The organism is Halomonas sp. B23F22_3 (assembly GCF_043496965.1).
GTDB lineage: Bacteria > Pseudomonadota > Gammaproteobacteria > Pseudomonadales > Halomonadaceae > Halomonas.
Genome location: NZ_JBIEKG010000008.1, coordinates 72,668 through 99,624, shown reverse-complemented (window position 1 = coordinate 99,624; position 26,957 = coordinate 72,668). Strand labels below are relative to the sequence as shown.

Here is a 26,957-nt window from a genome sequence, read left to right as displayed (position 1 = left end):
GACAACAATGAAAACCCTCAAGATGAAAACTCTTGTTAGCGCCGTCGCCCTCGCGGCCGGCCTGTCCACGGTCGCCGAGGCCGCCACCCTGAAGCTCTCCCACGTGCGCCCCCAGGACACCGCCATCGACGACGCCGCCGCGGCCTTCGCCGAGGACGTCGCGGCGGCCACCGACGACGAGCTGAACGTGCGCCTCTTCCCGGCCAACGCTCTGGGCGACTACACGGTGGTGCAGGAGCGCGTCAGCCTGGGCGCCGTCGACATGGCGGTACAGCCGCCGGCCTCCGGCGCCGACAAGCGCTTCCAGCTGGCCTACCTGCCCTACCTCGTGCAGAGCTGGGACGAGGCTCAGCAGGTGTTCCAGGACGGCGCGCCGCTGCGTGAAGAGGTCGAGAAGATCTACGCGGAACAGAACATCCAGGTGCTGGGCGCCTGGCCGGTCTACTTCGGCGGCGTGGCCTTGAACAGTGAGGTGGATAACGCCGCCGACCCGAGCGCCGACAAGGGCGCCAAGCTGCGCGTGCCGCCCATGAAGTCCTTCCAGCTGATGGCCGACAACATCGGCTACATCGGCTCGCCGCTGCCCTTCTCCGACGCCTTCACCGCCGTCCAGACCGGCGTGGTGGATGGCGTGATGGGCTCGGGCGCCGAGGGCTACTATGCCTCGTTCCGCGACGTCACCGAGTACTACCTGCCGCTCAACACCCACTTCGAGATGTGGTACCTGCTGATCAACCAGGACATCTACAACGAGCTGGACGAGGCGCAGCAGGTAGCGCTCCAGGACGCCGCAGAGCGCTTCGAGGCGGCGCGCTGGGAAGGGGCCGAGGCCGACCAGGCACGCAATGAGCAGCTGCTGGCCGACGCCGGCGCCACCATCGTGCCGGTCTCCGACGAGCAGATCGCCGGCCACGCCAAGCTGGTTCGCGAGAACGTCTGGCCGGTCATCCTCGATGACATCGGCGCCGAATGGGCGAACGCCGTGCTCGACAAGGCCATTCGCTGAACACCCCGGCCCGGCCACCGGCCGGGCCTCCTTCCCCCTCTCGACCATCATTCAGGTAACGACGATGACGCCAAGGCCACCAAACGGCTCGCGTAGCGCCGACGCATGCGTGATCGGCGGCGGGCTCGTCGGCATCGCCATCGCGCTAGGCCTCCAGCGCCATGGTCTGGATGTCGCCGTGCTCGACGAGGGCGACATCGCCCTGCGCGCCTCTCGCGGCAACTTCGGGCTGGTATGGGTCCAGGGCAAGGGCGATACCCAACCCGCCTATGCCAGCATCACCCGTCGCTCGGCTCGACTGTGGCCGGACCTCGCCCGGCGCCTGCGGGAGCAGACCGGCATCGATGTCCAGCTCCAGCAGCGCGGCGGGCTCTATCTGTGCCTCACCGAGGACGAGCTCGAGGCCCGGCGGCAAATGCTGGCCAAGATGCGCGACGCCGCGGGCGGCGACTATCCCCATGAGACGCTGGATCTCGCCCAGGTGCGCGACTACTTCCCCGACATCGGCGACGAGGTCGCCGGTGCCACCTGGTGCCCCGAGGACGGCCACCTCAATCCGCTGTTGCTGCTGCGCGCGCTGACCCAGCGCTTCCGCGACCAGGGCGGCGTGATCGACAACGGCGGGCGAGTCCAGGGCATCGAGCGCCAGGGCGAGGCCTTCCGGGTCACCACCCCGTCCGGCGACTGGTCCTGCGCCAAGGTCGTGCTGGCCGCGGGGCTCGGCAATCGCGAGCTCGCCCCGATGGTCGGCCTGTCGGCGCCGGTCTTCCCCAATCGCGGTCAGGTGCTGATCGCAGAACGCGTGCGGCCCTTCCTGCACTACCCCACCGGCCACGTCCGCCAGACCGGCGAGGGCACCGTGCAGATCGGCGACTCCAAGGAGGATGTCGGCTTCGACAGCGGCACCAGCACCGACGTCATGGCGCACATCGCCCACCGCGCCGTGCGCCTCTTCCCCCTGCTGCGCGACGTCAGGATGGTCAGGGCCTGGGGCGCCCTGCGCGTCATGACCCCCGACGGCTACCCGGTCTACCAGGCCTCCCGGGAGTGTCCCGGCGCCTATCTCGTCACCTGCCACAGCGGCGTGACCCTCGGCGCCCTGCATGAAGGCCCGCTGGCGGACTGGATCGCCGGCGATGACACCGACCTGCCCCTGGAGGAGTTCCATGCCCAACGCTTCGCCCTTTGAGCGCCTGCCCTGCCGGCCGCAGGCCACGGTGACGGTGTTCGTGGAGGACACCCCCATCGAGATGGGGCAGCACGACAGCGCCGCCGCCGCGGTCCTGGCCGCCGGCCTGCTGCCCTCCCGCACCACCCCGGCAAGCGAGGCACCGCGGGCGCCCTACTGCCTGATGGGAGTGTGCTTCGAGTGCCTGATCGAGATCGACGGCGCGCCCAACCAGCAGGGCTGCATGATCCCCGTCTACGACGGCATGCGGATTCGCCGGCAGTGCGGCGCGCGCGACATGCACGGGGAGGACTCCCATGGCGCCGCCTGACTACGACCTGATCATCATCGGGGCCGGCCCGGCCGGCATGGCCGCCGCCGTGGAGGCCGCCCGGCAGGGACTGCGCTGCGCCCTGCTCGACGAGCAGGAGGAGGCCGGCGGCCAGATCTACCGGGCGATTGGCCGGTCGCCCCTGGCCAACGAGGCCATCCTCGGCGAGGACTACTATCATGGCCGCGCCCTGTTCGAGGCCTTCGAGCAGGCCGGCGTGGACTTCAGGCCCGGCACCACCGTCTGGGGGGTCGAGGACGACCTGAGCCTCGACGTCTCCCACCGGGGCGTCAGCCAGCGGCTGCGCACCCGGCGCCTGCTGGTGGCCACCGGCGCCCAGGAGCGTCCGGTGCCTTTCCCGGGCTGGACCCTGCCGGGCGTGATGACCGGCGGCGCCGCCCAGATCCTGCTCAAGAGCAGCGCCATGGCCCCGCCCGGCCCCATCGTGCTGGCCGGCAGCGGTCCCCTGCTGCTGCTGATCGCCGCCCAGCTCTCGCGCGCCGGCGTGACCGTCGAGGCGCTGCTCGACACCACGCCGCGCCGCAACTGGCGCCGGGCGGCGCGCCATCTGGCCGGCGCGCTGCGCAACCCGCGGCTGCTGGCCAAGGGCCTGGGGCTGCTTCGGGAGATTCGTCGCGCCGGCATTCCCCACCTCAAGGGGATCGAGCGCCTGGAGGCCCAGGGCCGCGATGGCGAGCGCCTGACCCAGGTGCGCTACCGGCAGGCGGGGCAGTGGCACGAGACACCCTGCCAGACCCTGCTGGTGCATCAGGGCGTGGTGCCCAACGTCCAGCTGACCCGGGCACTCGAGCTGGCGCACGACTGGGACGAGGCCCAGCAGTGCTGGCGGCCCCGCCTCGATGCCTGGGGCGAGACGTCCCGCTCGGGAATCTTCGTGGCCGGCGACTCCGGCGGCATCGCCGGCGCCATGGCCGCCGAGGAGTCCGGACGCCTGTCTGCCCTGGCCATCGCCGAGCAGCTCGAGCGCCTCGACGCCTCGGCGCGTGATCGTCTCGCTTCACCGCTGCGCCGGCGCCTGGCGCCCCAGCTGGCCATCCGCCCCTTCCTGGACGTGCTCTACCAGCCGGCTCGGCGTTTCCTGGTGCCCGAGGACGACACCATCGTCTGCCGCTGCGAGGAGGTCACGGCGGGGGAGCTGCGGCGCATCGCCGATGCCGGCTGTCGCGGCCCCAACCAGGCCAAGGCCTTCTGCCGGGCCGGCATGGGGCCCTGCCAGGGCCGGCTGTGCGGCCTGACGGTCTCCCAGGTGATCGCCGACCAGTGCGGCGAGCCGGTCGACGCCGTCGGCTATTACCACATCCGCCCCCCGATCAAGCCGCTCAGCCTGGGCGAGCTGGCCAGCCTGAACGGACCCGATACCCCAATGAGGAACTGAGATGACCCTGCAACGCTTCGAGACCGGCGTGCGCATGAGCCGCGCCGTCGTCCATCACGACACCGTCTACCTCTGCGGCCAGGTGGCCGAGGACCGTCATGCCGACATCACAGCCCAGACCGAGACCATGCTGGCCAAGGTCGACGCCCTGCTGGAGAGCGTCGGCAGCGACCGGGAGCACCTGCTGTCCGCCACCCTCTACCTCAAGGACATGGCGCTGTTCGACGAGATGAACCGTGCCTGGGACGCCTGGGTGCCCGAGGGCAAGGCCCCGGCCCGCGCCTGCGTGGAGGCTCGCATGGCAAGCCCGGAGCTGCTGGTCGAGATCTCCGTGGTAGCCGCCCTGGCCAGCTGACCCGGCCAGGCACACCAACTCCTGCCAAGGGCCCCGCGAGCGATCGCGGGGCCCTTGGCGTTACCCGCCGGCGAAGGGCCCAGACGCAGGCCGCCGGGTGCTGCGTGAGGCCGGTGTCATCGGTCAAGAAAGCACGCCGCCCTGGCGAGATCGCTCCCGCCCCCTCACCCGGCCCTGCTCGCCCAGAGCCGCTGCCCGAGGCTCACCACGCCCAGCAGCAGCGCGCCGACCAGCAGGCCGAAGAGCATGTTGAGCAGCGACGGGCCCAGGCCATGGACCACGGCATCGAGCCCGGGAATATCGAGACGGGCCTCGGCCACGCCCTGCACCAGGTGGTGGACCGCGGGGATGCCATGGGTGAGGATGCCGCCGCCGACCAGGAACATCGCCACGGTGCCGACCACCGAGAGCCCCTTCATCAGGTAGGGCGCCCCGGCCAGCAGGCCTCGCCCGACCGATGATGACAGCCCTTCTCGGCGGCTCAGGTAGAGCCCCAGGTCGTCGATCTTGACGATCCCCGCCACCAGCCCGTAGACGCCGACGGTGATCAAGAGACCGATGCCGACCAGCACCGCGACCTGCATGCCCAGGGCCTCACCGGCGACCGTCCCCAGGGTGATCACGATGATCTCGGCGGAGAGGATGAAGTCGGTGCGCACCGCGCCCTTGATCCTCCGCGCCTCGAAGGCGCGCATGTCGACCGTCTCGTCGGCCACGGCGGCGAGACGCTGGCGGTGCTCCTCCTGCGCTTCTTGGGCATGCAGGAACTTGTGCGCCAGCTTCTCGACGCCCTCGAAGCAGAGGTAGGCGCCACCGAGCATCAGCAGCAGGGTGACCGCCCAGGGCAGCAGGGCGCTGATCGCGAGCGCCGCCGGAATGAGGATCAGCTTGTTGATGAGCGAGCCCCGGGCCACCGCCCAGACCACCGGCAGCTCCCGGTCGGCCTGGACACCGGTGACCTGCTGGGCGTTGAGCGCCAGGTCGTCGCCCAGCACGCCGGCGGTCTTCTTGGCCGCCACCTTGGTCATCATCGAGACGTCATCGAGAAGCGTGGCGATATCGTCGATCAGGGTCAGTAGGCTGCTGCCGGCCACGCGGTGGCTCCTTTGGTTGACGGGATTGGAAAGGCGCGGAAGCACGCGAGCGCGCTAACGGAGAAGAAGGGCCGACGATAAACGCCGGCCCCGGAAGAGTGCCCTGGAAATCGCTCCAATCAGCGGACCCGATCAGGTCACGGTGATCACGCTGCAGCCGGCGGTATGACTGACCTTGTGGGAGACGCTGCCGAAGACCATGCCGCGCATGTCGCTGACGCCGCGGCTGCCCATGATGATGGCATCGACGTCGAGGGACTCGGCCGCCTCGTTGATGCACTCGGCCGGACGCCCCTGGCGCACCACTTCCTCGACCTCAATGCCCTCGAGGTCGACCGCGCTCCGGGCCTGGTCGATGACCTTGCGCGCCTCGTCCTTCATGCCGGCGGCCAGCTTCTCGCGATCCTCCTCGGAGAACGGCTCGGCGGTGCCGCCGGTGAACAGGCCAATGTTGTCGGGCGGAAACTCGGCCACGGTCATCAGATGCAGGGTCGCCCCCGCACCGCGGGCCAGCTGGGCCGCCACGGTGAGCGCCTTCTCGGCATGGGAGGAACCATCGAGCGGGACAAGGATTGAGGTATACATGGCGGGTCTCGGTCCTGTGCGGGTGGGAGGTGGGCCGCGACCGGCCCTTTACTCTCAAGACTAGACGCTACCCACATTTCGGCAAATACCGATATATAAGGCGCGCTCGGCTGGCCGGCCAAACCCGTTGCGAGGAAGGCCTGTTCGTCAGGGGATGGCGAAGGCCTCGGCGCGAAGCGACTCGATGACGAAGGCCTCCATGGCCTGGGCCGCCGGGGAGAGGCTGCGCTGGGCGGGGCGCAGCAGGCCCAGCTCGCGCTCCACCATCGGGTCCACCAGCGGGATGAAGCGCAGCCGCTCGTACTCCTGGGGAAAGGCCAGCCGCGGCAGGGTGGTGATGCCGATCCCCGCCACCAGCATGGCGGTCAGCGAGATCATGTTGGAGATGTCGAAGGCGCTCTCAGCCAGCAGCGGCTCGGCCTCGGTGCCCTCCAGGAGCCGCGAGGTACCGTTGCGGATCAGCACCTGGCCCTGCAGCGCCTCCCAGCCCAGCTCGGCACGCGCGGCCAGGGGATGATCGTCCCGGCACACCACGCCGACATCGTCGTGCATCAGCGGCGTGAAGGAGAGCTCGTCCTCCTCCCGCCACAGGCTGGTGAGCCCCAGCTCGACCTCCCCGCCGGCCACCAAGCGCCTGACGAAGTCCGCGCTGCCGTCCTGCAGGCTCACCTTGAGGTCGGGATAGCGCAGGATGAAGTCGCTGAGCAGCCGCGGCATCAGCCGGCTGGCCACCGACGGCACCGCGGCCATGTCCACGTGCCCCGCCTGTTTCTGCACCTGCGCCCAGAGTTCGCGGCTCAGCCGGTCGTGCTGGGTGATCAGCTCGCGGAAGCGCGGGACACAGTAGCGGCCGAAGGGCGTGAGGGCCGCCTTGCCGCCCTTCTCGAACAGTGGCTCGCCCAGCCGCTGCTCCAGTTCGCGCACCGCCATGGAGACCGCCGGCTGGGTGCGGTGCAGCTGACGCGCCGCGGCGTGGAAGCCCCCCTCGTCGACGATGGCCAGCACGCAGCGCAGCGGTTGAATCTTGAGCTCCGGCAGCATGGCCACCTCCCCTCCTCATGGTAAGAAAACCTGATCATCGGATCTTTTTTATTGATTATGCTTATCTTGGACGCTCACCTAGGATGACGGCAACGTCACCAAGGAGGTTTCCATGTCACACGTTCACTCCCTCTACATCGATGGCAGCTGGGTCGAAGGCCAGGACAGCATCGCCAACGTCAATCCGTCCGACACCAGCGACGTGATCGGCCACTACGCCCAGGCCGGCGTCGACCAGGTCGGCGTGGCCATCGCCGCGGCGCGGCGCGGCGTTAACGAGTGGCGTCATAGCGGCCTCGAGCAGCGTTACGGTGTGCTGATGGCCATCGGCGACGAGCTGATCGCCCGCAAGGACGAGCTCGGCCGGCTGCTGGCCCGCGAAGAGGGCAAGGCCCTGGCCGAGGGCGTGGGCGAAGTCTATCGCTCCGGGCAGTTCTTCCACTACTACGCCGCCGAGGTGCTGCGCCAGATCGACGAGCGGGTCGACTCCGTGCGCCCGGGCGTCGAGGTCGACACGCGCCGCGAGCCGGTCGGCGTGGTGGGCATCATCAGCCCCTGGAACTTCCCCATGGCCACCGCGGTGTGGAAGATCGCCCCGGCGCTGGCCTTCGGCAACGCCGTGATCTTCAAGCCGGCCAACCTGGTGCCGGCCAGCGCCTGGGCGCTGACCGAGATCATCAGCCGCCAGGCGCTGCCTGCCGGCACCTTCAACCTGCTGATGGGCCCAGGCGCCAGCGTCGGCGATGCGCTCATCTCGAGCCCCGACATCCACGCCCTGAGCTTCACCGGCTCGCTGGACGTGGGCCGCCGCGTGGCCGCCGCCACCGCCGGCAACCTGGTCAAGTGCCAGCTGGAGATGGGCTCCAAGAACGCCCTGATCGTCGCCGACGACGCCGACCTGGACCTGGCCGTGGAGGCCGCCTTCGCCGGCGCCTACTCCGGCACCGGCCAGAAGTGCACCGCCTCCTCGCGCCTGATCGTCACCGAGGCCGTGCACGACGCCTTCGTCGAGAAGCTGATCAAGAAGCTCGAGACCATCCGCGTCGGCCACGCCCTGGAAGAGGGCGTGCACATCGGCCCCGCCGTGGATGGCCGCCAGCTGGAGTCCAACCTGGCCTGGATCGAGCGCGCCCGCGCCGACGGCGCCACCCTGGCCTTCGGCGGCGAGCGCCTCACCCGCGACACCGACGGCTTCTACATGGCCCCGACGCTGTTCGTCGACACCACCAACGCCATGGCCATCAACCGCGAGGAGGTCTTCGGGCCGATCGCCTGCGTGATCAAGGTGCGCGACTACGAGGAGGCCGTGGCCACCCTCAACGACACCAACTTCGGCCTCACCGCCGGCATCATCACCGACTCCCTGAAGCTCGCCAGCGACTTCAAGGCCCGCGCCGAGACCGGCTGCGTGATGGTCAACCTGGCCACCGCCGGCACCGACTATCACGTGCCCTTCGGCGGCCGCAAGGACTCCAGCTTCGGCCCTCGTGAGCAGGGCCGCTACGCCCGAGAGTTCTACACCGTGGTCAAGACCTGCTACGTGAAGGCCGGCTGAGCCGAGGCCCGAGGAGAGCGTCATGTCAAAAGAGCTGCTGATCGTCGACGGCCTGCAGTACTCCAACTGGTCGCGGGAGATCTTCGAACAGATGCGCGAGGGCGGCGTCGATGCCGTCCACGCCACCCTCGTCTATCACGAGAACATCCGCGAGACCCTGACCCGCCTGGGCGAGTGGAATCGCCGCTTCGAGGCCCATGGCGACCTGATCATGCCGGTGAAGGAGGCGGGCGACATCGAGCGCGCCCGCCAGGCCGGCAAGGTGGGGATCTTCCTGGGCGCCCAGAACTGCTCGCCCATCGAGGACGACATCGACATGGTCGCGGTGATGCGCGACCTGGGGCTGCTGATCATGCAGCTGACCTACAATAACCAGAGCCTGCTGGCCTGCGGCTGCTACGAGGCCGAGGACAGCGGCATCACCCGCTTCGGTCGCCAGGTGATCCGCGAGATGAACCGCGTGGGCATGGTCATCGACATGTCGCACAGCGCCGAGCGCTCGACCCTGGAGGCCGTGGAGCTCTCCGAGCGGCCGGTGATCATCTCGCACGCCAACCCGGCCTCCTTCCATCCGGCCAGGCGCAACAAATCGGACAGGGTGCTCGAGGCGATTGCCGAGTCCGGCGGCCTGCTGGGCTTCTCCGCCTACCCCTTCCACCTGAAGAACGGGCCCGACTGCAGCCTCGAAGACTACTGCGACATGATCGCCCGCACCGCCGACCTGATGGGCATCGAGCATGTCGGCATCGGCACCGACCTGTGCCAGGCGCAGCCGACCTCGGTGCTGGAGTGGATGCGTAACGGTCGCTGGTCCAAGGAGATGGACTACGGCGAGGGCAGCCAGGCTAACGCCGGCTGGCCGCGGCCGCTCGCCTGGCTGCGCGACAGCCGCGACTTCCCCAACCTGGTCGCGGGACTCCGCCAGCGCGGCTTCGACGAGGCATCCATCGCGCGGATCATGGGCCAGAACTGGGTCGAGCTGCTGGAGCGGGCCGCCACGCCGGCCCGCACCGAGGAGGCCGCCGCCTGACATCGACGCACGCTTCGGGACAATAACAAGGGCCCCTCAGGGGCCCACTGCAAAGGCCACCGACATGACACAACACAACGCCACTCACTCCGCTACGCCGACGCGGCGCGAGCACCGCCTGGGCGATCCCGTCGTCCTGGTGCTCAGCGTCGGCTTCATCCTTCTGTTCATCGCCCTGTCGCTCTACGACATCGACGGGGTGGCCGAGGTCATCGGCGCCGGCTTCGCCTGGACCGCCGCCACCCTCGGTTCCTACTTCCAGCTACTGCTGCTGCTGACCTTCTTCATCGGCATCGGCGTGGCCTTAACCCCCGCCGCCAACGCGCGGGTCGGCAACCTCGCCACGCCGGAGATCAGCACCTTCAAGTGGCTGTCGATCATCATGTGCACCCTGCTGGCCGGTGGCGGCGTCTTCTTCGCCGCCGGTGAGCCGGTCTATCACTTCGTGGTCACCCCGCCGGCCTTCGACAGCGAGGCCGGCACGGTCGACGCCGTGGCCGGGGCCCTCGCGCAGTCGTTCATGCACTGGGGCTTCCTGGCCTGGGCGGTACTCGGCTCGCTGACCGCGGTGGTGCTGGCCCACGCCCACTACGACAAGGGCCAGCCGCTGCAGCCGCGCACCCTGCTCACGCCGATCCTCGGCGAGCGGATCATCCAGGGGCCCGTCGGCGGCGTGATCGACGCCCTGTGCGTGATCGCCGTGGTCGCCGGCACCGTGGGGCCCATCGGCTTTTTGGCCACCCAGGTCAGCTTCGGCCTGCATGAGCTGTTCGGGATCTCCGAGGGCTATGGCACCCAGCTCGCCATCCTCGTCGCCCTGGCCGTGGTCTACGTCACCTCGGCGGTGACCGGCATCCACCGGGGCATCCAGATACTGAGCCGCTTCAACGTCTTCCTGGCGCTGGCCATCGCCGCGGTGATCTTCGTCTTCGGCCCGACGCTGTTTCTGACCAACGCCTTCACCCAGGGCTTCGGCACCTACCTGACCTCGTTCTTCTCGATGGCCACCATGACCGCCGAGACCGCGCCCGCCTGGTGGATGCAGTGGTGGACGGTGTTCTTCTTCGCCTGGTTCATCGGCTACGGGCCGCTGATGGCGATCTTCGTGGCGCGCATCTCGCGGGGGCGCTCGATACGCCAGATGATCCTGGCCGTGGCCGTGCTGGCGCCGGTCGCCACCACCATCTGGTTCACGCTGCTCGGCGGCTCGGGGATCCACTACCAGCTGACCGGGGTGATCGACCTCACCGAGGCGCTCAACAACTTCCAGTTCGACGTGGCCACCCTCACCGTGGCGCAGGCGCTGCCCGGCGGCACCCTGATGGCCGTGGCGATCCTGGTACTGACCACCATCTTCGTCGCCACCACCGGCGACTCCATGAGCTACGCCATCGCCGTGGTGGGCTCCGGCCACGATCGTCCCAGCTCGCTGATTCGCGCCTTCTGGGGCATCGCCATGGCCATCATGGCCGGCATCCTGCTCTACATGGGCGCCGGCCAGATCAGCGTGCTGCAGCAGTTCATCGTCATCACCGCCATTCCGGTGTCGCTGGTACTGCTGCCCTCGCTGTGGACCGGCCCCCAGGCCGCCTACGCCATGGCCCGCGAGCAGGGGCTGCTCGCCCGCCGCTCCTCGGAGACCCACGATGCTTGAGTACCGCTACCCGATCGCCGGCACGGTGCCGCTGCGCGGCGCCGGCGAGGTCATGGACCTCGAGCGGCTGGGCAGCCTGCCGGCCAGCCGCCTGAGCTTCGTGCGCAGCCTGGTCCGCCAGATGGCGCGCCAGCGCTGGCAGATCAGCACCGCGCGCTTCGACCTGGACGAGCAGGGGCACGGCGTCGCCATCTATCGCCTGCAGACGCCCCAGGGCCGCTATCACGGGGTGATCTTCTCCCAGCAGCTGGCCGACGATCAGCGCTCCGACCGGGTGATCGCCCAGGCCTGGGACGTGACCTTCGGGGTGGTCGAGGGCGACGTCGACGACGCCCTGCTCGAGCAGATGGCCGCCAACGTGCCGCTGCAGGAGGCCGGCCGCCAGCACCCGCGGCTGCTGGTGCTCTCCCGGGCCAACCGCAGCCTGCGCAACTTCGCCCACTTCGTGGAGGCGCTCTCCAGCGGCGAGCAGCCCGATCCCGCCTGGCTGACCCGGGTCGGCTACCTCTACCGGACCACGGCGGTCTACGGCAACGGCAAGTTCGGCATCGCCGACTTCGTGCGCCTGCAGGACAACCCCGACTTCCACCGCCCCTTCTCGGCCCAGATGCTGGCGGTCTACCTGCTGCGCCACTTCTCCATCGAGCAGGTGGAGCACATCGCCCGCTGCCAGGCGCCCGAGCGTGCGGTGCCCCTGACCACCGAGCTGCGCCGCTACCTGGGCATCGGCAACTCCACCGGGCTTGGCATGGCGCCCTTCCTGATCAACCACCCCCAGCTGATCCAGCAGTGGGTGACCTGCCGGGAGACCGCCCTGGCCCTGGTGCTCGGCCAGGTGCCCGACGAGGAGCGGCGCCAGCGGCTGATCGCACTGACCCATCGCGCCATGCGCCACCTCGACCAGACGGTCACCGAGGACGCCGAGCAGGGTGAGCGCAATGCCGCCGTGGTCGCGGCGCTGCCCGAGGTGATCGCCTGGCTCGAGGAGGTGCCGCTGGAGGAGACCCTGTGGCCCCAGCTGGTGGCCTGGAGCGCGCGCACCCTGCCGCTGGAGGCCCAGGAGCTGGTCAACACCCTGCTGATCGAGCTCTATCCCGAGCAGGTCGACCCGCTGGAAGACCAGATGGGCACCGAGGAGCGCCTCGAGCTGACCCCGGACATGCCGCTGGTGCGCTTGAAGCAGCTGATCGAGACCCACTACGACTGGGCGCTGGCCGAGGACTTCGAGGCGCCCGAGGCGCGCTACTGGTTCTGGTACCGCTCCGCCGAGAAGGAGGAGCCGCGGCTCGGCGTGCGCGGCGTCGAGCCGGGGGCCGAGAAGGAGCTGTCGCTGGCCATCGCGCCGCGGGTCCACCACACCCACGGCGTGCTCTCCGAGTTCCTCGAGGCCAACCCCCGCGCCCTGGTGGTGGAGTTTTTGATCGCCCACCCGCGCCACAAGGACATCGTGCGGCGCATCCAGACCATGGCCGAGACGCCCTACGGCGAGATCCGCGCCAACCTCTGGCACCGCGACATGAAGCCCATGCACCTGCTGCGCACCAAGCTGTCGTTCTTCGGCGCCGGGCGCTTCGATCCCAAGTCCGACCGCTGGGTGCGCATCACCCTCTTCCAGGGCGCGCCCCTGGTCGAGGAGCTCAACGCCGAGCCCCGGGACCAGGCCGAGGTCGACGACTGGAGCTTCCCGCTGGAGCCCGAGGGGATCATGCACGCACAACGACAAGAGGTAGGAGAGACATCATGAAGGCGTCCTACAACGAGCTGCAGGGCCTGTGCCGCAAGGCGTTCATCGGCATGGGCTTCGAGGAAGGCGACGCGGCCGACGCCGCCGACATGGTCGCCTGGATGCAGTGCTTCGGCCTGGGGGGCCTCGCCGCCCTCAACCGCGGCCTGGACTTCCTGCTCACGGACGACCCCGACGAGCTGCCCAGCGTGCTCTACCAGGACGGCGACCTGGCGGTGGTCGACGGCCACGGCCAGAGCGTGCTGCGAAGCTCCACCCTGGCGCTCGAACTCGGCTTCGCCAAGGCTCGCGCGCGCGGCCTCTCGGTGATCAAGATCCGCCACTGCCACAACCGCCAGCTGATCATGGGCTACCTGGCGCGACTCGCCGGGCGCGGCATGAACGTCACCGCCTTCTGGCGCAACGCCGAGCATCCGCCGACCGAGCAGGTCGTCGGCTTCCAGGCCAACAGCTCGGTCCCCGAGATCCGCGTCTATGCGGTGAAGGAAGTCCCGGAGGAGAACGAGCCCAACGACGGCATCACCCTGGTGATGGCCAACCACGTCGACCTGCTGCCGGCGATGCGCTCGGACTACCGCTACGACCTGCTCGCCCGCCACAACGAATCCGACCTGCTGGCCTGCCGCCACCGGTCCCTGGCCGAGGGCATCGAGGTCGACGAGGCCGTCTGGGAGCGCCTCAAGCACCTCGCCACCCGCATGCTGGTGGAGGCCACCGAGACCTCCCGGGAAGGGGCCGGCGCCGGCACCAACGACAACGACTGACCCTGAGACTGAGACGAGACCCACGACATGATTCACCCCGTAAGCACCGACCTCTTCGCCTCCAAGGCGCCCCTGGAATGGGCCGTCGTCGGTAACGGCATCCTGTTCACCGCCCAGATCCCCATCGGCGCCGACGGCCAGGTGGTGGCGGGCGGCATCGAGGCCCAGACCCGCCAGACCCTGGACAACCTCGTCCACACCCTGGAGCAGGCCGGCGCCGGCGTGGAGGCCCTGACCCAGGTGCTGATCTACGTCACCGCCCGCGAGGACCTGGCCACGGTCAACCAGGTCTATGCCGAGTACGTGCGCGAGCCCTACCCCAACCGCGCCGCCATCATCGTCTCCGGCTTCGCCCGGGAAGAGATGCGGGTCGAGATGGTGGCCTACGCGGCCGTGGACGCCGCCGCGTCCTGAGGCGGCTTCGTCGAACTGCATGCGGGGGAGGCTCGATGAGCCTCCCCCGCATGCTTTCATGTCAACGTGCCATCTACCAAGGTCCCCGAAGGCCGCATCGCCCCCCTCGCATACCCTCCACGGGCCCGCCACTGCGCATCGATCACAGCTAATTCTGCGTCAGAAGCTTCGTCACCCAAACCCATAACCATCTAATATTTCAGGGTTTTAACACATCAACCCTGGATGGCTTCGCTCGGCAGCGTCGGGTTTCTACTTGACGGGGAGAAAGGCCTCGACTAATCATTATATTTATTCGAATAAATCAACCGAGGCGCTCGCCCGTGTCGATCCCCAGAACAACCAAGCGCCAGAAACTTGCCGACCTGATCTGCGAAGACATCAAGCACTGGATCGTGATGGACAACCTGGCACCGGGTGACCGACTGCCCAACGAGAAGGCGCTGATGGAACGGTATGAGTGCGCTAAAGGCACGATCCGTGAGGCGCTGCGAGTCCTGGAGGTCGAGGGACTTGTCAAACTCAAGACCGGGCCCGGCGGAGGGGCCATCATTCAGGAAGTCACCATCGAGCCAGCCTCGAATGCCTTACGCAACTTCCTGCATTTCCAGAACATAGACGGCAGTCAAGTCTACCAGTTACGGAGAATGGTCGAGGTCGAGATAGCCGACTCCGTGATCGACGAGCTTGATGACACCGCGATGAACCGCCTTCGCGAGAATATCGAGCAGTGTCAGCACCCACACAATGATGAACTCAGCCAGCGTCAGCACCGCATCCTGGAACTCGAGTTTCATAATGTCCTTGCCGAATACTGTCGGAATCCTTTGCTGAGATTCATCAGTCAGTTCCTGAATGACCTCCTACGCGACCTCGTGGTGATCAAGAAAGCCTACAAGCCAGATCGTCATGTATTCGACGAGGCGAATATTCGTTATCACATCGCCCTGCTGGATGCTTTCGAGCACAAGGACCGAAGGCGTGTTCGTGAACTGATGCATGAACACATGTGCGATGCCGAACACCACATGTCAGCCCTGGAAGGGGAAATGGCCAAGCAGTTTCTCGTTTCCCCCGACTCACTCAAGGAGAGCGAACCCCACTAACGCCACCGCAAGAAACCAATAACAACAAAATACGACCAAAACGCCAGCCACAAAAAACCATAGCGCCGAATGGCACTGGGTAAAAACCAGAATGAGGAACAATAATGTCTGTGCGTATCAAACCGACCTCTATCGCGGCAACAACGCTTGTTTCCTGCAGCCTTCTTACTGCGCCATTGATGGCTCAGGAGCAATCCCCTATCGACTTCTATGGTGTCAAGTCACTCTCCGGCGCCTTCGCGAGTTATGGCAAGTACGCCGAGATGGGCTCCGAACTGGCCATCGAGGAGATGAGTGACAGCCTCGGACGCCAGATCACCTACACGACGCTGGATACCGAAGGCAATGCGGGACGGGCTATCCGCAAGGTTCAGGAAGCCATCAATCAGGATGGCGCAAGGCTATTCAACGGGGCGACGCTGTCGTCGACAGCGCTTGCAGTCGGCAAGGAGGTCAACAATGTCGGCGGTGTCTTCATGACCCCTGCCGGAGCCGACGAGCTGACTGGCAGTGAATGCAATGCCTCCACTTTCCGCTGGTCGGTCCCCACCTATGGGGCGATCCGGGAGACACTAGAGCCGCTGATCGACAAGATGCCCGACGCCAAGCGTTGGTACACCATCACTCCCGAGTATGTCTTCGGGGAAGCCCTGCTCCAGAATGCCAAGGATGTCTTCGAGGAGCATGGTCTCGAGCACGTCGGCAATAGCTATCACTCTCTCCAGGAGCAGGAGTTTTCCGGCTATCTGACCAATGCCATGTCCTCCTCACCCGATGTGCTGGTCTTGCTCAACTTTGGCTCACAGTCTTCCAACGCACTTCGCCAGGCTCGCAACTTCGGCCTGAACGAGCAGATGGACATCGTCATGGTCTGGTCGGCCGGCCTGGAACAGTTCCAGGAGCTGGGCGCGGATAACGTCGACGGCATCTATTTCGGGGCGCAGTACTGGCATGAAGTGGATACGCCTCTCAATCGAGAGCTCGTCGAGTCCGTCAAGGCGAAATTCGATATCACCCCCAACTACCCGCTGGCCGCCGACTACATCATGACGAGAGTGATGCTGGAGGCCGTGGATGCCTCCGGTGCCACCGAGGGTCCGGCACTCCTGGAGGCGCTGGAAGGCTTGACCTACCAGGGTCCAACGGGTGAAGAGACCATCCGGGCAGCCGATCACCAGGTGATCAAGGACTACTACCTCCTGCAGGGCAAGGCCGAAAGCGAGATGAACGACCCGGATGATTACGCCGACGTGATCAGTTCAGGACGCTCGTTCGCCAGCAGCGACGATTCCGCCTGCCAACTCTGACCCGGGTGCCGGGGCGTTCAATGCCCCGGCCCACCAGGAGACGTGACCATGCTCAATGTCTATCTGTTCCAGGTCCTCAATGGCCTGGGCCTGGGGATGATCTATTTCCTCATTTCGGTGGGGCTGACCCTCATCTTCGGGCTTCTCAACTTCGTTAACTTCGCGCACGGTGCCTTCTTCTTGCTGGGCTCTTACCTGTGCTACACCCTGGTCACCCTGACCGGCAACTTCTGGCTCGCCCTGATCGCCGGGCCGCTACTGGTGGCCATGCTGGCCTGGGCATTGGAACGCAGCCTCATCCAGCGCATCTACCACTTGCCGCACACCTTTCAGATCCTGGTCACTCTCGGCATTGCCCTGATCATCCAGGAACTGTCGATCATGATCTGGGGGCCAGTCGGCAAGAGCATTCCCACGCCGGAACTGCTCCAAGGGGTAGTGCGCTTCGGAGACTTCGCCTACCCCATCTATCGCCTCTTCCTGATCGCCTTTAGCGCCACCGTCGCCGTCCTGCTCTGGTTGCTGCTGGAACGCACCCGGTTTGGTGCTCTGGTAAGAGCCGGCAGCGAATCCACCGAGATGGTGTCCCTGCTGGGATCCAACATATTTCGGCTGTTCTCCATCACCTTCGCCCTGGGCGTGGGTCTGGCGGGCTTGGCCGGCGTACTGTCGGCCCCGCTGCGGGGGGCACACCCCTTCATCGGCCCGGAAGTGCTCGGCCTGGCCTTCGTCGTGGTCGTGATCGGGGGCATGGGCTCCTTTTCCGGCGCCCTTGTCGCCGGCCTGCTGGTAGGGGTGGTGCAGAGCCTGATGACCACCATCTGGCCCCAAGGCGCCAGCCTGATGATCTATGCCGCGATGGCGGTGGTCATCCTGCTGCGCCCCTACGGACTCTTCGGGAGAGCCTGACATGAACACCAAGACAGCCGTGACACCCCCCACCTCCTCGAATACCGGCCTGCTCGCCCGGCTCGGCAAGAACCGTCGTGCCTCGGGCACGACTCTGGCCATGTTCGCCGTGTTGATCGCCCTGCCCATCGCGCTGCCCTCCGCCACGCTGGCCACGGAGATCCTGATCTTCGCCATGGCCGCCCTGGCCTGTAACCTGCTGCTCGGCTATACCGGCCTGCTCTCGTTCGGTCAGGCGATCTTCTTCGGTGCCGGTGCGTATGCCAGTGCCCTGTCCATGATTCACTGGAACTTCGGATTGGTCGGTGCGCTGATCGTTGCTCTGGTCGTCGGCAGCGTCCTCGCCATGCTGGTGGGCATGCTGTGCATTCGCCGCAAGGGCATCTACTTCGTGATGCTGACCCTCGCCCTGACGCAGATGGCGTACTTCCTTGCCTACACGCTCAGCGACTGGACCGGCGGCGACAACGGCCTGCTGGGCGTCCCTCGCCCACCGCTGGCCCTTGGCGAGATGACGCTGATGAGCTTCGCCTCGCCCCTGGCTTTCTATGGCCTGGTGTCCGTGATCTTCGCCGCCATCTATATCATCGCTCGCAGGATCACGGACTCCCCTTTCGGCAGCACCCTGCTGGCGATCCGCGAGAACGAATCGCGTGCTTCCGCCCTGGGGTACGACACTCGCTTGTTCAAGATCATGGTGTTCGTCCTGTCAGGTGCCATCACCGCAGTCGCCGGAGCACTCTACGGAATGCTGCTCAACTTCGTTCCGCTATCGAACATCGAGCTCCTGATGTCCGAGCAGATCCTGATCATGACCATCATCGGCGGCACAGGTTCGTTGTTCGGCTCACTGCTGGGCGCCGGAAGTATCGTGCTGCTCGGCGACATCCTGTCCTCCATCTGGCCGCGCTGGATGCTGCTCCTCGGCGTGGCGCTGATCGGCGTGGTGATCTTCATGCGCGGCGGCCTCTGGGGAGGGCTGCACTCCCTGCTGAATCGGGAGTCTCGCAACTCCTCCAAACCGCACGACGAGGAGGCTTGAAATGGAAACCACTAAGCCCCTGCTCGAGACCCAGCAGCTTGAACTCGCCTACGGCGCCTTCAAGGCGGTAAACGGGGTCAACCTGTGCATCAAGCCCGGGACCATCCATACCGTCATCGGTCCAAACGGCGCCGGCAAGACCAGCCTCTTTCATTGCCTGACGGGAGAGCGACGCCCGACCAGTGGTCGCATCCTGCTCCAGGGCGAGGACATCACCCGCCAACCGGCCCATGGCAGGGTCGCCCTGGGCATGGCCCGTTCCTTTCAGATCACCAGCCTGTTCCAGGAACTCAGTGTTCTGGAAAACCTGCGCCTGGCGGCACAAGGGGTGGATGGCTGGCGCGCCCTCAATTTCTGGCAACGCTTGAATGCCCGCCAGCAGCACATCCAGACGGCCAACGAGATACTGGAACGACTGGGGCTATCCGATCGCGCCGCTATCCCGGCGGGTGAGCTGTCTCATGGCCAGCAGCGCATTCTGGAAGTCGGCATGGCCATCTGCGCGCGCCCTAGGCTGCTGCTGCTGGATGAGCCCACGTCAGGCATGGGCATCGATGACATTCCTGCCATGACCCGTCTGATCGGCGAACTAGGCAAGGATCACAGCATCCTGCTGATCGAACACAACATGAGCATTGTCATGTCGATCAGCGACATCATCACGGTCATGAACCGCGGTCAGGTACTGGTCGAAGGTGCGCCGGAAACGGTGCGTCAGGACCAGCGCGTGAGAGAAGCCTATCTAGGGGAGGCCGCCTGATGCTCGAACTCGACAATATCCACAGCTACTACGGCAAGAGTCACGTGCTCGAGGGTGTGTCCTTGCACGTCGATGCCGGCGAACTGGTCACGCTGCTGGGGCGTAACGGCGCAGGGAAGACCACCACGCTGAAAAGCATCATGGGCCTGGTGGACACCCGACGGGGGCATATCACCTTCGAGGGCCACGACGTCACGGGACAACAGCCTTTCCACATTGCTCGTCGGGGGGTGGCACTGGTGCCCGAACACCGAGGCATCTTCAGCATCCTGACCGTCGAGGAAAACCTGAAGATATCGGTGCGCAGGGGTAGTCGCTGGCAGTTGGAGGACATCTACCAGTGGTTCCCCCGACTCAAGGAGCGGCGGCGTAACTCGGGCAATGCCCTGTCCGGTGGGGAACAGCAGATGCTGGCAATCGCCAGGGCACTGCTGAACGATCCCCGGATACTCCTGCTGGATGAACCGACCGAGGGTCTGGCTCCGGTCATCATCGACGAGATCGTCAAGATCCTGGCAGCCATTCGCAAGGAAGGCCTCCCCGTGCTGCTCGTGGAGCAGAATCTTCGGGTCTGCGAGGCCGTGGCAGATCGCCACTACATTCTCGAGCAAGGACAGGTTGTCTACCACGGCAGTGCCGATGACTTTCAGGCCGACCCCTCGATCCGAGACCGCTACCTGGCCCTCAGCGCCTGACGGACAAACAACAATAAGGAATACCCCATGACTCAAGTCAACGACATGGCCACTCCCTCCATCACCGGCCTGCACACCGACCGGCAACGTCTCTGGACGGCACTGATGGACCTTGCACAGCTTGGCGCCACGCCCAAGGGAGGAGTCAACCGCCAGGCCATGACCGAACTGGACCGCCAGGCCCGCGACGTATTCATCGACTGGTGTCGCGCCGAAGGGTGCACGATCCGCATCGATGCTATCGGCAACATCTTCGCCCGCCGTCCGGGCCAGAACCCAGAGAGACCTGCCGTCATGACCGGCAGTCATATCGATACCCAGCCAACCGGAGGGAAATATGATGGTTGCTTCGGTGTCCTGGCAGGTCTCGAAGTGATCCGCACCCTCAACCAGCACGACATCCAGACCAGGGCCCCGATCGAGGTAGTGGTCTGGACCAACGAGGAAGGCTGTCGCTTCCCGCCATGCATGATGGGATCCGGCGTATTTGCCGGTCAGCTGAAGCTGGAGGAGATGCTCGGCAAGACCGATGGCGAGGGGGTGACGGCGGGAGACGCGCTGGAGGCCATTGGCTACCGGGGCGACGACGTCGTGGGAACCGATGACATCGGTGCCTATTTCGAGGCCCATATCGAGCAGGGCCCGATTCTGGAAGATACCGGCACTACCATCGGTGTCGTGATCGGGGCCTTGGGCCAGAAGTGGTTCGACCTGACCCTGACAGGCGTGGAAGCGCACGCCGGCCCCACCCCCATGCCACTGCGCAAGGATGCCATGATGGGGGCGGCAGAAGTGACCCAGGCGATCAATCGCATCGCCAATGCCCGACAGCCCCATGGCCGCGGCACGGTAGGGTCCATGAAGCTGCATCCGGGCTCACGCAACGTCATCCCCGGCGAGGTCGCCATGTCCATCGACCTGCGTCACCTAGACCCGGAAGCATTGGATGAGATGGTCGCCGAGCTCGGCTCGGCCGTCGAGGAAATCAGCACCCGCCATGGACTGGTCGCCGAACTGACACCCACCGCCGATTTCGCACCGGAATCGTTCGATCCACACTGTGTGCGTGCGGTACGCAACGCCGCGCAGCAGTTGAACTGCGCTCACATGGATATCGTCAGCGGTGCTGGCCATGACGCCATCTTCCTCGGCCGTGTAGCGCCCGCGGCAATGATCTTCGTGCCGTGCGAGAACGGGATCAGTCACAACGAGATCGAGAACGCCACACCGGAGGACCTGCATAGCGGCTGCAACGTGCTGCTGCATGCCATGCTGGAATTCGCCCAGGTCATCGACGCCGAGCAGGAGTGAGCAGACCATGACAGCCTCCTTCTCGTCGAGCGAACTGGCCTCCCTCACCGCTAGCGAAGCGTTGGCACTCTTCCGTCGCCAGGCGCTTTCGCCAATCACCTTGGTCGAGGACTGCCTGTCCCGCATTCAGCGTGACAATCCCAGAGTGAACGCCTTTTCTCATGTAGCAACGGAGCAAGCACTCGAGGCCGCAAGAGCCTCGGAGGCTCGCTGGCTGGCCGGGGCCCCCTGCGGCCCCCTGGACGGGATCCCCACCACCATCAAGGATCTGACCCTGACCCGTGGCATGCCGACCCGGATGGGCTCAATGACCAGCCCGGCAGAGGCGGCATGCGAGGTCGATGCTCCGATCAGCCAGCATCTCCGCGACGCCGGCGCGGTCTTGATCGGCAAGACCACCTCACCGGAGTTCGGCTGGAAGGGAGTGACCGACAATCCGCTGCATGGCATCACGCGCAATCCCTGGGATGCGCGCCTCACCCCCGGCGGATCCTCGGGAGGCGCGGCAGCGGCAGCGGCCCTGAACTTAGGGCTGTTGCACCAGGGCAGCGATGCCGGCGGCTCGATCCGTATTCCCTGTAGTTTCACCGGCACCTTCGGTATCAAGCCCACTTTCGGGTGGGTGCCCCAGTGGCCCGCCAGTGCCATGAGCACCCTCTCCCACCTGGGCCCCATCACGCGCTCCGCCGAGGACAGCGCCCTGATGCTCAATGTCCTGGCTCAAGCGGATGCCCGAGATGGCTATCTCGGCAATCCGCGACGGTTCGACTGGCTGACCCCTCCACCACCGAACCTGAAAGGGTGGAGAATCGCCTTCAGTCGGGATCTAGGCTATGTACAGGTCGCGCCGGATATCACCGCAAACGTCGAGAGGGGTGTGGGGCTGCTGAGGGAGCTTGGGGCCACTGTCGACGAGGTGGATCCAGGCTTCGACAATCCACTGGGCACGTTCAACACCCTGTGGTTCGCCGGTGCCTCACAGATGCTGGAACGCCTGGATGAGGAACAGCAGGCCAGGCTCGACCCTGGCTTTCTGGACATTGCCCATCGTGGAATGGACATCTCGATGCGCGATTACCTGACGGCCTGCCGGGAGCGTGAACGCCTCACGGCGCACATGGCGCAGTTCCACCAGCGTTACGACCTGTTGATCACCCCCACCATGCCGATCAGTCCGTTCGAGGCCGGTCACAATGTCCCGCCAGGGGGGGCTTTTCAGGACTGGATGGACTGGACGCCATTCAGCTACCCGTTCAATCTCACCCAACAGCCGGCCGCCTCTCTACCCTGCGGCCTGGATCATCAGGGGCTCCCGGTGGGGATTCATCTGGTCGGGCCAAAGTACCAAGACCTCAAGGTGATGCAGGCCGCCAGGCTGCTGGAAGCGCACCTGCCGAGGCTGCAGCCCCCCGCCAACTGAAGATCGCCACCGCCGCGAGGCCCGAACCGCCGCCCAGTCCCGGCAGGCCGGCAAGCGAGTGTATGCGGCGAGACTCAGACTTCCACCCGCAGCCCGAGCTCCTCGAGATAGCTCTCCAGCACCAGGTTGGGCGGGGCCCCCTTGCGGGTGATGGCGCTGTAGCGGGTGACGTAGCGACAGGTGTCTGGCCTCAGCGCGCGCATCCTGCCGTCGCGCACCCAGCGCTCGGCAAAGTGCGTCGGCAGATAGCCGACATAGCGGCCGGAGAGGATCAGGAAGGCGATGCCCTCGCGATCCGTGGCCGAGGCGGTGGCCGTGAGCGATTCGTGCTGGGCCTTGATCTCAGGACTCTGGGCATAGGCCGGCGTCACGGCATCGCTGCTCGCCAGTTGCGCCTCCGTCACGGTCTCGGCGTCGAACAGCGGATGTCCCTGCGCGCAGTAGAGCTGCGACGTCTCCTCGTAGAGCGAGAGGTAGTGCAGCCCGGGCAGGGTCTTGATCGCCGGTACCACGCCGGTGTGCAGGCGACCATCCAGCACGCCGAGCTCGATGTCATGGGGCGGGATCATGCGGATATTGATGCGCACGTCCGGACCGCGCACCTTCAGCGCGCTGAGCGCGTCGGTGATGTGCATCTCCGGCATGGTCACCAGGTTGTCGGTGATGCCGATGTTCAGCTCGCCCTTGAGCCAGGCGTGGAGGCTATTGACGCGGGTGCGAAACCCCTCCGTCGCCGCCAGCAGCTGCAGCGTGGCCTCATAGACCTCGGCACCCTCGTCGGTCAGCGCGAAACCGCTGCGGCCCCGCTGGCACAGCCGCAGGGCCAGGCGCGTCTCCAGGTCGTTCATCGCCATGCTGATGGCGGCGCGGCTGATGTTGAGTTCCACCTCGGCGGCGGAGAAGCCGCCGCACTCCACGACCTTGCGATAGATCCGCAGCAGCCGCAGGTCCGCATCGCTGAGCTGTCCCGTCAGGGCCTCCTTGCGACGTGCCATGGTCTCTTCCTCTCGCGGTGATGTGTCTCCCGCAGCCTATTCCGGGAAGGACCATAAGTTAACTCCACGCTTACATGAAATTAAATAAGCCTAGATTTAACTTAGCCCGGCGCCGGGCCAAGCTGATCCTACACAGCCGCCAACAAGACGATGACAACAGAGGGTGCTGCCATGTCAGATCGTTCTCCCCAGCAGACCGCGGGCCTGACCGCCGAGCAGCTGGATGCCTACTGGATGCCCTACTCCGGCAACCGCCAGTTCAAGCGCGACCCGCGGATCATCGTCGGCGCCGAGGGCAGCTACTACACCGCAGCCGATGGGCGCCGGATCTACGACGGCCTCTCCGGCCTGTGGACCTGCGGCGCCGGCCACTGCCGCCCGGAGATAGCCGAGGCGGTGTCCCAGCAGCTGCGCCAGCTGGACTACGCGCCGGCCTTCCAGTACGGCCACCCCAAGGCCTTCGAACTGGCCCACCGCATTCGCGAGCTGACCCCCAAGGGCCTCGATTACGTGTTCTTCACCGGCTCCGGTTCCGAGAGCGCCGATACCTCGCTGAAGATCGCCCGTGCCTACTGGCGCAAGAAGGGCAAGCCCACCAAGACCAAGCTGATCGGCCGCACCAAGGGCTATCACGGCGTCAACTTCGGCGGCATCAGCCTGGGCGGCATCGGCGCCAACCGCATGATGTTCGGCCAGGGCATCGATGCCGACCACCTGCCCCATACCCTGCTCAAGGAGAACGCCTTCACCCGCGGCATGCCAGAGCGCGGCGCCGAGCGGGCCGACGAGCTGCTCGAGCTGATCGCCCTGCACGATGCCTCCAACATCGCCGCGGTGATCGTCGAGCCCATGGCCGGCTCCGCCGGGGTGATTCCGCCGCCGGTGGGCTATCTCAAGCGGCTGCGCGAGATCTGCGATGCCAACGACATCCTGCTGATCTTCGACGAGGTGATCACCGGCTTCGGGCGCATGGGATCGATGACCGGCGCCGAGGAGTTCGGCGTGGTGCCGGACATCATGAACGTCGCCAAGCAGCTGACCAACGGGGCCGTGCCCATGGGCGGGGTCATCGTGCAGGGCGAGATCTACCACACCTTCATGGAGCAGGGCGGCCCCGACTACATGATGGAGCTGCCCCACGGCTACACCTACTCGGGGCACCCGGTGGCCTGTGCCGCGGCCCTGGCCGCCCTGGACGTGCTCGAGAATGAGCGCCTGATCGAGCGCGTACGCGAGATGGCGCCGATCTTCGAGAACGCCCTGCATTCTCTCAAGGACGGCCCCAAGGGCAGCCGCTATATCACCGACATCCGCAACTACGGCCTCGCCGGTGCCCTGCAGATCGCGCCCTACCCCGGCGAGCCGGCCCGCCGCCCCTACGAGATCGCCATGAAGTGCTGGGAGAAAGGCTTCTACGTGCGCTACGGCGGCGACACCATCCAGCTCGGTCTGCCCTTCATCGTCGAGCGCGAGGAGATCGACCGCCTCATCAACGCCCTGGGCGACGCTCTCGGCGAACTGGACTGAACGGGGCAATCGCAGCGACGAATGACAAGGGGCGCCGGGGACGGGACGAAGAGAAGGTCTTTTGCCATGGATGGCAAAAGTAGCCCCCATGGAAGGGTTCACGGCGCCTCCGGTGGGCCGGCCCCGCTCGCAGTCCCGTCGACGACGACTGACCTGCAGAGTAATGACTTCAACCAACAACACTCCATCTGTGAGGACACCTATGACCACGCTTGGCCACCTGATCAACGGCACCCGCGTCGACGGCAACGGGCGCACCCAGGACATCTTCAACCCCTCCACCGGCGAGGTCGCCGGCCAGGTCAGCCTGGCCAGCCAGGCCACCGTCGAGCAGGCGATCGCCGCCGCCGAGGCCGCCTATCCGGCCTGGCGCGACACGCCGCCCGCCAAGCGAGCCCGTGTCATGTACCGCTTCAAGGCGCTGCTGGAGCAGCACGCCGACGAGATCTGCCGGCTGATCGGCCAGGAGCACGGCAAGATCGTCCACGATGCCCAGGGGGAACTCGCGCGCGGCATCGAGAACGTCGAGTACGCCTGTGGCGCCCCGGAGCTCCTCAAGGGCGAGCACAGCAGGAACACCGGCCCCGGCATCGACTCCTGGAGCGAGTTCCAGCCGCTCGGCGTGGTCGCCGGCATCACGCCGTTCAACTTCCCGGCGATGGTGCCGCTGTGGATGTACCCCATGGCCATCGCCTGCGGCAACACCTTCGTACTGAAGCCCTCCGAGCGCGACCCCACCTCGGCGCTGTTCATCGCCGAGCTGGCGCTGGAGGCCGGCCTGCCCGCCGGGGTGCTGAACGTGGTCAACGGCGACAAGGAAGCCGTCGACACCCTGCTCGACGACGAGCGCGTGAAGGCCGTGAGCTTCGTCGGCTCCACGCCGATCGCCGAAACCATCTACAGCCGCGCCAGCGCCAACGGCAAGCGCTGCCAGGCGCTGGGCGGCGCCAAGAACCACGCCATCGTGATGCCCGATGCCGACATGGACAACGTGGTCAGCTCGCTGACCGGGGCGGCCTTCGGCTCCTCCGGCGAGCGCTGCATGGCGCTCTCCGTGGCCGTTGCCGTGGGCGACGCCGCCGATGCCCTGATCGCCAAGATGCAGGAGCAGATGAAGACCCTGAAGGTCGGCCCCTTCTTTGAGGCGAGCAACGACTTCGGCCCGGTGATCACCAAGGCCCACCAGGAGAAGGTCTGCGGCTATATCGACAGCGCCGAGCGCGAGGGCGCCGAGATCGTGGTCGACGGCCGCGGCGTGCAGGTGCCCGGCCACGAGCAGGGCTTCTATGTGGGCGGCACCCTGATCGACCGAGTGACCCCCGACATGACCTGCTACCTGGAGGAGATCTTCGGCCCGGTGCTGCTGGTGGTCCGCGCCGACTCCATGCAGGAGGCCATGGGGCTGATCGACGATCACGAGTACGGCAACGGCACCTGCATCTACACTCGCGACGGCGAGGCGGCCCGCTACTTCAGCGACCACATCCAGGTGGGCATGGTGGGCGTCAACGTGCCGCTGCCGGTGCCGGTCTCCTACCACAGCTTCGGCGGCTGGAAGCGCTCGCTGTTCGGCGACCTCTCCGCCTACGGCCCGGATGCGGTGCGCTTCTATACCAAGCGCAAGACCATCACCCAGCGCTGGCCGTCGGCCGGGGTGCGCGAGGGGGCGCAGTTCTCCTTCCCTTCTTGACCGCTCGAGGACGGTAGTCTCCTTCCCTGCCCGACCCAGGAGGGCCACTTGCCCCGGC

The 26,957-nt window shown here is 66.4% G+C and carries 25 protein-coding genes; 21 read left to right on the top strand and 4 right to left on the bottom strand.

The window, feature by feature from the left end:
• Positions 1-7: 7 nt before the first annotated feature.
• From dctP to ACGTNG_RS17670, 5 genes are all read left to right on the top strand, one after another.
• Positions 8-1,006 (top strand): TRAP transporter substrate-binding protein DctP, encoded by a 999-nt coding sequence (gene dctP / locus ACGTNG_RS17690; RefSeq protein ID WP_394797811.1) that lies wholly within the window; start codon positions 8-10, stop codon positions 1,004-1,006.
• A gap of 64 nt (positions 1,007-1,070) precedes the next feature.
• Positions 1,071-2,195, top strand: coding sequence for an NAD(P)/FAD-dependent oxidoreductase (locus ACGTNG_RS17685; RefSeq protein WP_394797810.1), 1,125 nt, complete (start codon positions 1,071-1,073; stop codon positions 2,193-2,195).
• A complete protein-coding gene (locus ACGTNG_RS17680; RefSeq protein ID WP_394797809.1) occupies positions 2,173-2,505 on the top strand; it encodes a (2Fe-2S)-binding protein in 333 nt (110 codons plus the stop codon). Before ACGTNG_RS17685 ends, ACGTNG_RS17680 begins: the two co-directional genes overlap by 23 nt.
• On the top strand, positions 2,492-3,901 hold the full coding sequence (locus tag ACGTNG_RS17675) for an FAD/NAD(P)-dependent oxidoreductase (protein WP_394797808.1): 1,410 nt from the start codon (positions 2,492-2,494) through the stop codon (positions 3,899-3,901). Before ACGTNG_RS17680 ends, ACGTNG_RS17675 begins: the two co-directional genes overlap by 14 nt.
• Before the next feature lies 1 nt (position 3,902).
• On the top strand, positions 3,903-4,256 hold the full coding sequence (locus tag ACGTNG_RS17670) for a RidA family protein (protein WP_394797807.1): 354 nt from the start codon (positions 3,903-3,905) through the stop codon (positions 4,254-4,256).
• 164 nt (positions 4,257-4,420) lie between these two features.
• Here ACGTNG_RS17670 and ACGTNG_RS17665 read toward each other — a convergent pair whose 3' ends face one another.
• From ACGTNG_RS17665 to ACGTNG_RS17655, 3 genes are all read right to left on the bottom strand, one after another.
• Positions 4,421-5,350, bottom strand: a complete 930-nt coding sequence (locus ACGTNG_RS17665) for a DUF808 domain-containing protein (protein ID WP_394797806.1) — start codon at positions 5,348-5,350, stop codon at positions 4,421-4,423.
• A gap of 132 nt (positions 5,351-5,482) precedes the next feature.
• Entirely contained in the window at positions 5,483-5,935 is a 453-nt protein-coding gene (locus tag ACGTNG_RS17660) for a universal stress protein (protein WP_394797805.1), read from the bottom strand.
• Positions 5,936-6,082: 147 nt separating this feature from the next.
• Positions 6,083-6,976, bottom strand: a complete 894-nt coding sequence (locus tag ACGTNG_RS17655) for a LysR family transcriptional regulator (protein WP_394797865.1) — start codon at positions 6,974-6,976, stop codon at positions 6,083-6,085.
• A 112-nt stretch (positions 6,977-7,088) separates the two neighbouring features.
• Between ACGTNG_RS17655 and ACGTNG_RS17650 the strand changes: the two genes are divergently transcribed.
• The 14 genes from ACGTNG_RS17650 to ACGTNG_RS17585 all read left to right on the top strand — a co-directional run bounded on the left by ACGTNG_RS17650 (position 7,089) and on the right by ACGTNG_RS17585 (position 22,687).
• On the top strand, positions 7,089-8,531 hold the full coding sequence (locus ACGTNG_RS17650; RefSeq protein WP_394797804.1) for an aldehyde dehydrogenase family protein: 1,443 nt from the start codon (positions 7,089-7,091) through the stop codon (positions 8,529-8,531).
• Between the two features lie 22 nt (positions 8,532-8,553).
• Positions 8,554-9,561, top strand: a complete 1,008-nt coding sequence (locus ACGTNG_RS17645) for a dipeptidase (RefSeq protein WP_394797803.1) — start codon at positions 8,554-8,556, stop codon at positions 9,559-9,561.
• Between the two features lie 64 nt (positions 9,562-9,625).
• Positions 9,626-11,215 (top strand): BCCT family transporter, encoded by a 1,590-nt coding sequence (locus tag ACGTNG_RS17640; RefSeq protein ID WP_394797802.1) that lies wholly within the window; start codon positions 9,626-9,628, stop codon positions 11,213-11,215.
• Positions 11,208-12,959, top strand: a complete 1,752-nt coding sequence (locus ACGTNG_RS17635) for a hypothetical protein (RefSeq protein ID WP_394797801.1) — start codon at positions 11,208-11,210, stop codon at positions 12,957-12,959. The genes ACGTNG_RS17640 and ACGTNG_RS17635 overlap by 8 nt, the downstream gene beginning before the upstream one ends.
• Positions 12,956-13,723: a DUF3726 domain-containing protein gene (locus tag ACGTNG_RS17630; protein ID WP_394797800.1), complete on the top strand. Its 768-nt coding sequence runs from the start codon at positions 12,956-12,958 to the stop codon at positions 13,721-13,723. The genes ACGTNG_RS17635 and ACGTNG_RS17630 overlap by 4 nt, the downstream gene beginning before the upstream one ends.
• A gap of 27 nt (positions 13,724-13,750) precedes the next feature.
• Positions 13,751-14,137, top strand: a complete 387-nt coding sequence (locus ACGTNG_RS17625; protein WP_394797799.1) for a RidA family protein — start codon at positions 13,751-13,753, stop codon at positions 14,135-14,137.
• A gap of 323 nt (positions 14,138-14,460) precedes the next feature.
• Positions 14,461-15,243 (top strand): FadR/GntR family transcriptional regulator, encoded by a 783-nt coding sequence (locus ACGTNG_RS17620; protein ID WP_394797798.1) that lies wholly within the window; start codon positions 14,461-14,463, stop codon positions 15,241-15,243.
• A gap of 104 nt (positions 15,244-15,347) precedes the next feature.
• Positions 15,348-16,550 (top strand): ABC transporter substrate-binding protein, encoded by a 1,203-nt coding sequence (locus ACGTNG_RS17615; RefSeq protein WP_394797797.1) that lies wholly within the window; start codon positions 15,348-15,350, stop codon positions 16,548-16,550.
• 48 nt (positions 16,551-16,598) lie between these two features.
• Positions 16,599-17,459 (top strand): branched-chain amino acid ABC transporter permease, encoded by an 861-nt coding sequence (locus ACGTNG_RS17610; RefSeq protein ID WP_394797796.1) that lies wholly within the window; start codon positions 16,599-16,601, stop codon positions 17,457-17,459.
• Position 17,460: 1 nt separating this feature from the next.
• Complete coding sequence (locus tag ACGTNG_RS17605) at positions 17,461-18,501, top strand: branched-chain amino acid ABC transporter permease (RefSeq protein ID WP_394797795.1); 1,041 nt, start codon at positions 17,461-17,463, stop codon at positions 18,499-18,501.
• Between the two features lies 1 nt (position 18,502).
• Positions 18,503-19,261, top strand: coding sequence for an ABC transporter ATP-binding protein (locus ACGTNG_RS17600; RefSeq protein WP_394797794.1), 759 nt, complete (start codon positions 18,503-18,505; stop codon positions 19,259-19,261).
• Positions 19,261-19,956: an ABC transporter ATP-binding protein gene (locus tag ACGTNG_RS17595; RefSeq protein WP_394797793.1), complete on the top strand. Its 696-nt coding sequence runs from the start codon at positions 19,261-19,263 to the stop codon at positions 19,954-19,956. The genes ACGTNG_RS17600 and ACGTNG_RS17595 overlap by 1 nt, the downstream gene beginning before the upstream one ends.
• A gap of 27 nt (positions 19,957-19,983) precedes the next feature.
• Complete coding sequence (locus ACGTNG_RS17590) at positions 19,984-21,267, top strand: Zn-dependent hydrolase (RefSeq protein ID WP_394797792.1); 1,284 nt, start codon at positions 19,984-19,986, stop codon at positions 21,265-21,267.
• Positions 21,268-21,274: 7 nt separating this feature from the next.
• Positions 21,275-22,687 carry an amidase gene (locus ACGTNG_RS17585; protein WP_394797791.1) on the top strand — a complete coding sequence of 471 codons (1,413 nt, stop codon included), beginning with the start codon at positions 21,275-21,277 and terminating at the stop codon, positions 22,685-22,687.
• A 74-nt stretch (positions 22,688-22,761) separates the two neighbouring features.
• Here ACGTNG_RS17585 and ACGTNG_RS17580 read toward each other — a convergent pair whose 3' ends face one another.
• A complete protein-coding gene (locus ACGTNG_RS17580; RefSeq protein WP_394797790.1) occupies positions 22,762-23,682 on the bottom strand; it encodes a LysR family transcriptional regulator in 921 nt (306 codons plus the stop codon).
• A 171-nt stretch (positions 23,683-23,853) separates the two neighbouring features.
• Here ACGTNG_RS17580 and aptA point away from each other — a divergent pair, with 171 nt between their 5' ends.
• Positions 23,854-25,209 carry an omega-aminotransferase AptA gene (gene aptA, locus ACGTNG_RS17575; RefSeq protein WP_394797789.1) on the top strand — a complete coding sequence of 452 codons (1,356 nt, stop codon included), beginning with the start codon at positions 23,854-23,856 and terminating at the stop codon, positions 25,207-25,209.
• Between the two features lie 202 nt (positions 25,210-25,411).
• Complete coding sequence (locus ACGTNG_RS17570; RefSeq protein WP_394797788.1) at positions 25,412-26,899, top strand: CoA-acylating methylmalonate-semialdehyde dehydrogenase; 1,488 nt, start codon at positions 25,412-25,414, stop codon at positions 26,897-26,899.
• Positions 26,900-26,957 lie beyond the last annotated feature (58 nt).

What these genes read in the sequence shown, in the direction of transcription:
- aptA (WP_394797789.1), top strand. Translation starts at nt 23,854, where the DNA reads ATGTCAGATCGTTCTCCCCAGCAGACCGCGGGCCTGACCGCCGAGCAG.
- ACGTNG_RS17670 (WP_394797807.1), top strand. Translation starts at nt 3,903, where the DNA reads ATGACCCTGCAACGCTTCGAGACCGGCGTGCGCATGAGCCGCGCCGTC.
- ACGTNG_RS17595 (WP_394797793.1), top strand. Translation starts at nt 19,261, where the DNA reads ATGCTCGAACTCGACAATATCCACAGCTACTACGGCAAGAGTCACGTG.
- ACGTNG_RS17640 (WP_394797802.1), top strand. Translation starts at nt 9,626, where the DNA reads ATGACACAACACAACGCCACTCACTCCGCTACGCCGACGCGGCGCGAG.
- ACGTNG_RS17685 (WP_394797810.1), top strand. Translation starts at nt 1,071, where the DNA reads ATGACGCCAAGGCCACCAAACGGCTCGCGTAGCGCCGACGCATGCGTG.
- ACGTNG_RS17635 (WP_394797801.1), top strand. Translation starts at nt 11,208, where the DNA reads ATGCTTGAGTACCGCTACCCGATCGCCGGCACGGTGCCGCTGCGCGGC.
- ACGTNG_RS17580 (WP_394797790.1), bottom strand. Translation starts at nt 23,682, where the DNA reads ATGGCACGTCGCAAGGAGGCCCTGACGGGACAGCTCAGCGATGCGGAC.
- ACGTNG_RS17645 (WP_394797803.1), top strand. Translation starts at nt 8,554, where the DNA reads ATGTCAAAAGAGCTGCTGATCGTCGACGGCCTGCAGTACTCCAACTGG.
- ACGTNG_RS17630 (WP_394797800.1), top strand. Translation starts at nt 12,956, where the DNA reads ATGAAGGCGTCCTACAACGAGCTGCAGGGCCTGTGCCGCAAGGCGTTC.
- ACGTNG_RS17650 (WP_394797804.1), top strand. Translation starts at nt 7,089, where the DNA reads ATGTCACACGTTCACTCCCTCTACATCGATGGCAGCTGGGTCGAAGGC.
- dctP (WP_394797811.1), top strand. Translation starts at nt 8, where the DNA reads ATGAAAACCCTCAAGATGAAAACTCTTGTTAGCGCCGTCGCCCTCGCG.
- ACGTNG_RS17615 (WP_394797797.1), top strand. Translation starts at nt 15,348, where the DNA reads ATGTCTGTGCGTATCAAACCGACCTCTATCGCGGCAACAACGCTTGTT.
- ACGTNG_RS17655 (WP_394797865.1), bottom strand. Translation starts at nt 6,976, where the DNA reads ATGCTGCCGGAGCTCAAGATTCAACCGCTGCGCTGCGTGCTGGCCATC.
- ACGTNG_RS17585 (WP_394797791.1), top strand. Translation starts at nt 21,275, where the DNA reads ATGACAGCCTCCTTCTCGTCGAGCGAACTGGCCTCCCTCACCGCTAGC.
- ACGTNG_RS17570 (WP_394797788.1), top strand. Translation starts at nt 25,412, where the DNA reads ATGACCACGCTTGGCCACCTGATCAACGGCACCCGCGTCGACGGCAAC.
- ACGTNG_RS17590 (WP_394797792.1), top strand. Translation starts at nt 19,984, where the DNA reads ATGACTCAAGTCAACGACATGGCCACTCCCTCCATCACCGGCCTGCAC.
- ACGTNG_RS17680 (WP_394797809.1), top strand. Translation starts at nt 2,173, where the DNA reads ATGCCCAACGCTTCGCCCTTTGAGCGCCTGCCCTGCCGGCCGCAGGCC.
- ACGTNG_RS17625 (WP_394797799.1), top strand. Translation starts at nt 13,751, where the DNA reads ATGATTCACCCCGTAAGCACCGACCTCTTCGCCTCCAAGGCGCCCCTG.
- ACGTNG_RS17660 (WP_394797805.1), bottom strand. Translation starts at nt 5,935, where the DNA reads ATGTATACCTCAATCCTTGTCCCGCTCGATGGTTCCTCCCATGCCGAG.
- ACGTNG_RS17600 (WP_394797794.1), top strand. Translation starts at nt 18,503, where the DNA reads ATGGAAACCACTAAGCCCCTGCTCGAGACCCAGCAGCTTGAACTCGCC.
- ACGTNG_RS17605 (WP_394797795.1), top strand. Translation starts at nt 17,461, where the DNA reads ATGAACACCAAGACAGCCGTGACACCCCCCACCTCCTCGAATACCGGC.
- ACGTNG_RS17675 (WP_394797808.1), top strand. Translation starts at nt 2,492, where the DNA reads ATGGCGCCGCCTGACTACGACCTGATCATCATCGGGGCCGGCCCGGCC.
- ACGTNG_RS17610 (WP_394797796.1), top strand. Translation starts at nt 16,599, where the DNA reads ATGCTCAATGTCTATCTGTTCCAGGTCCTCAATGGCCTGGGCCTGGGG.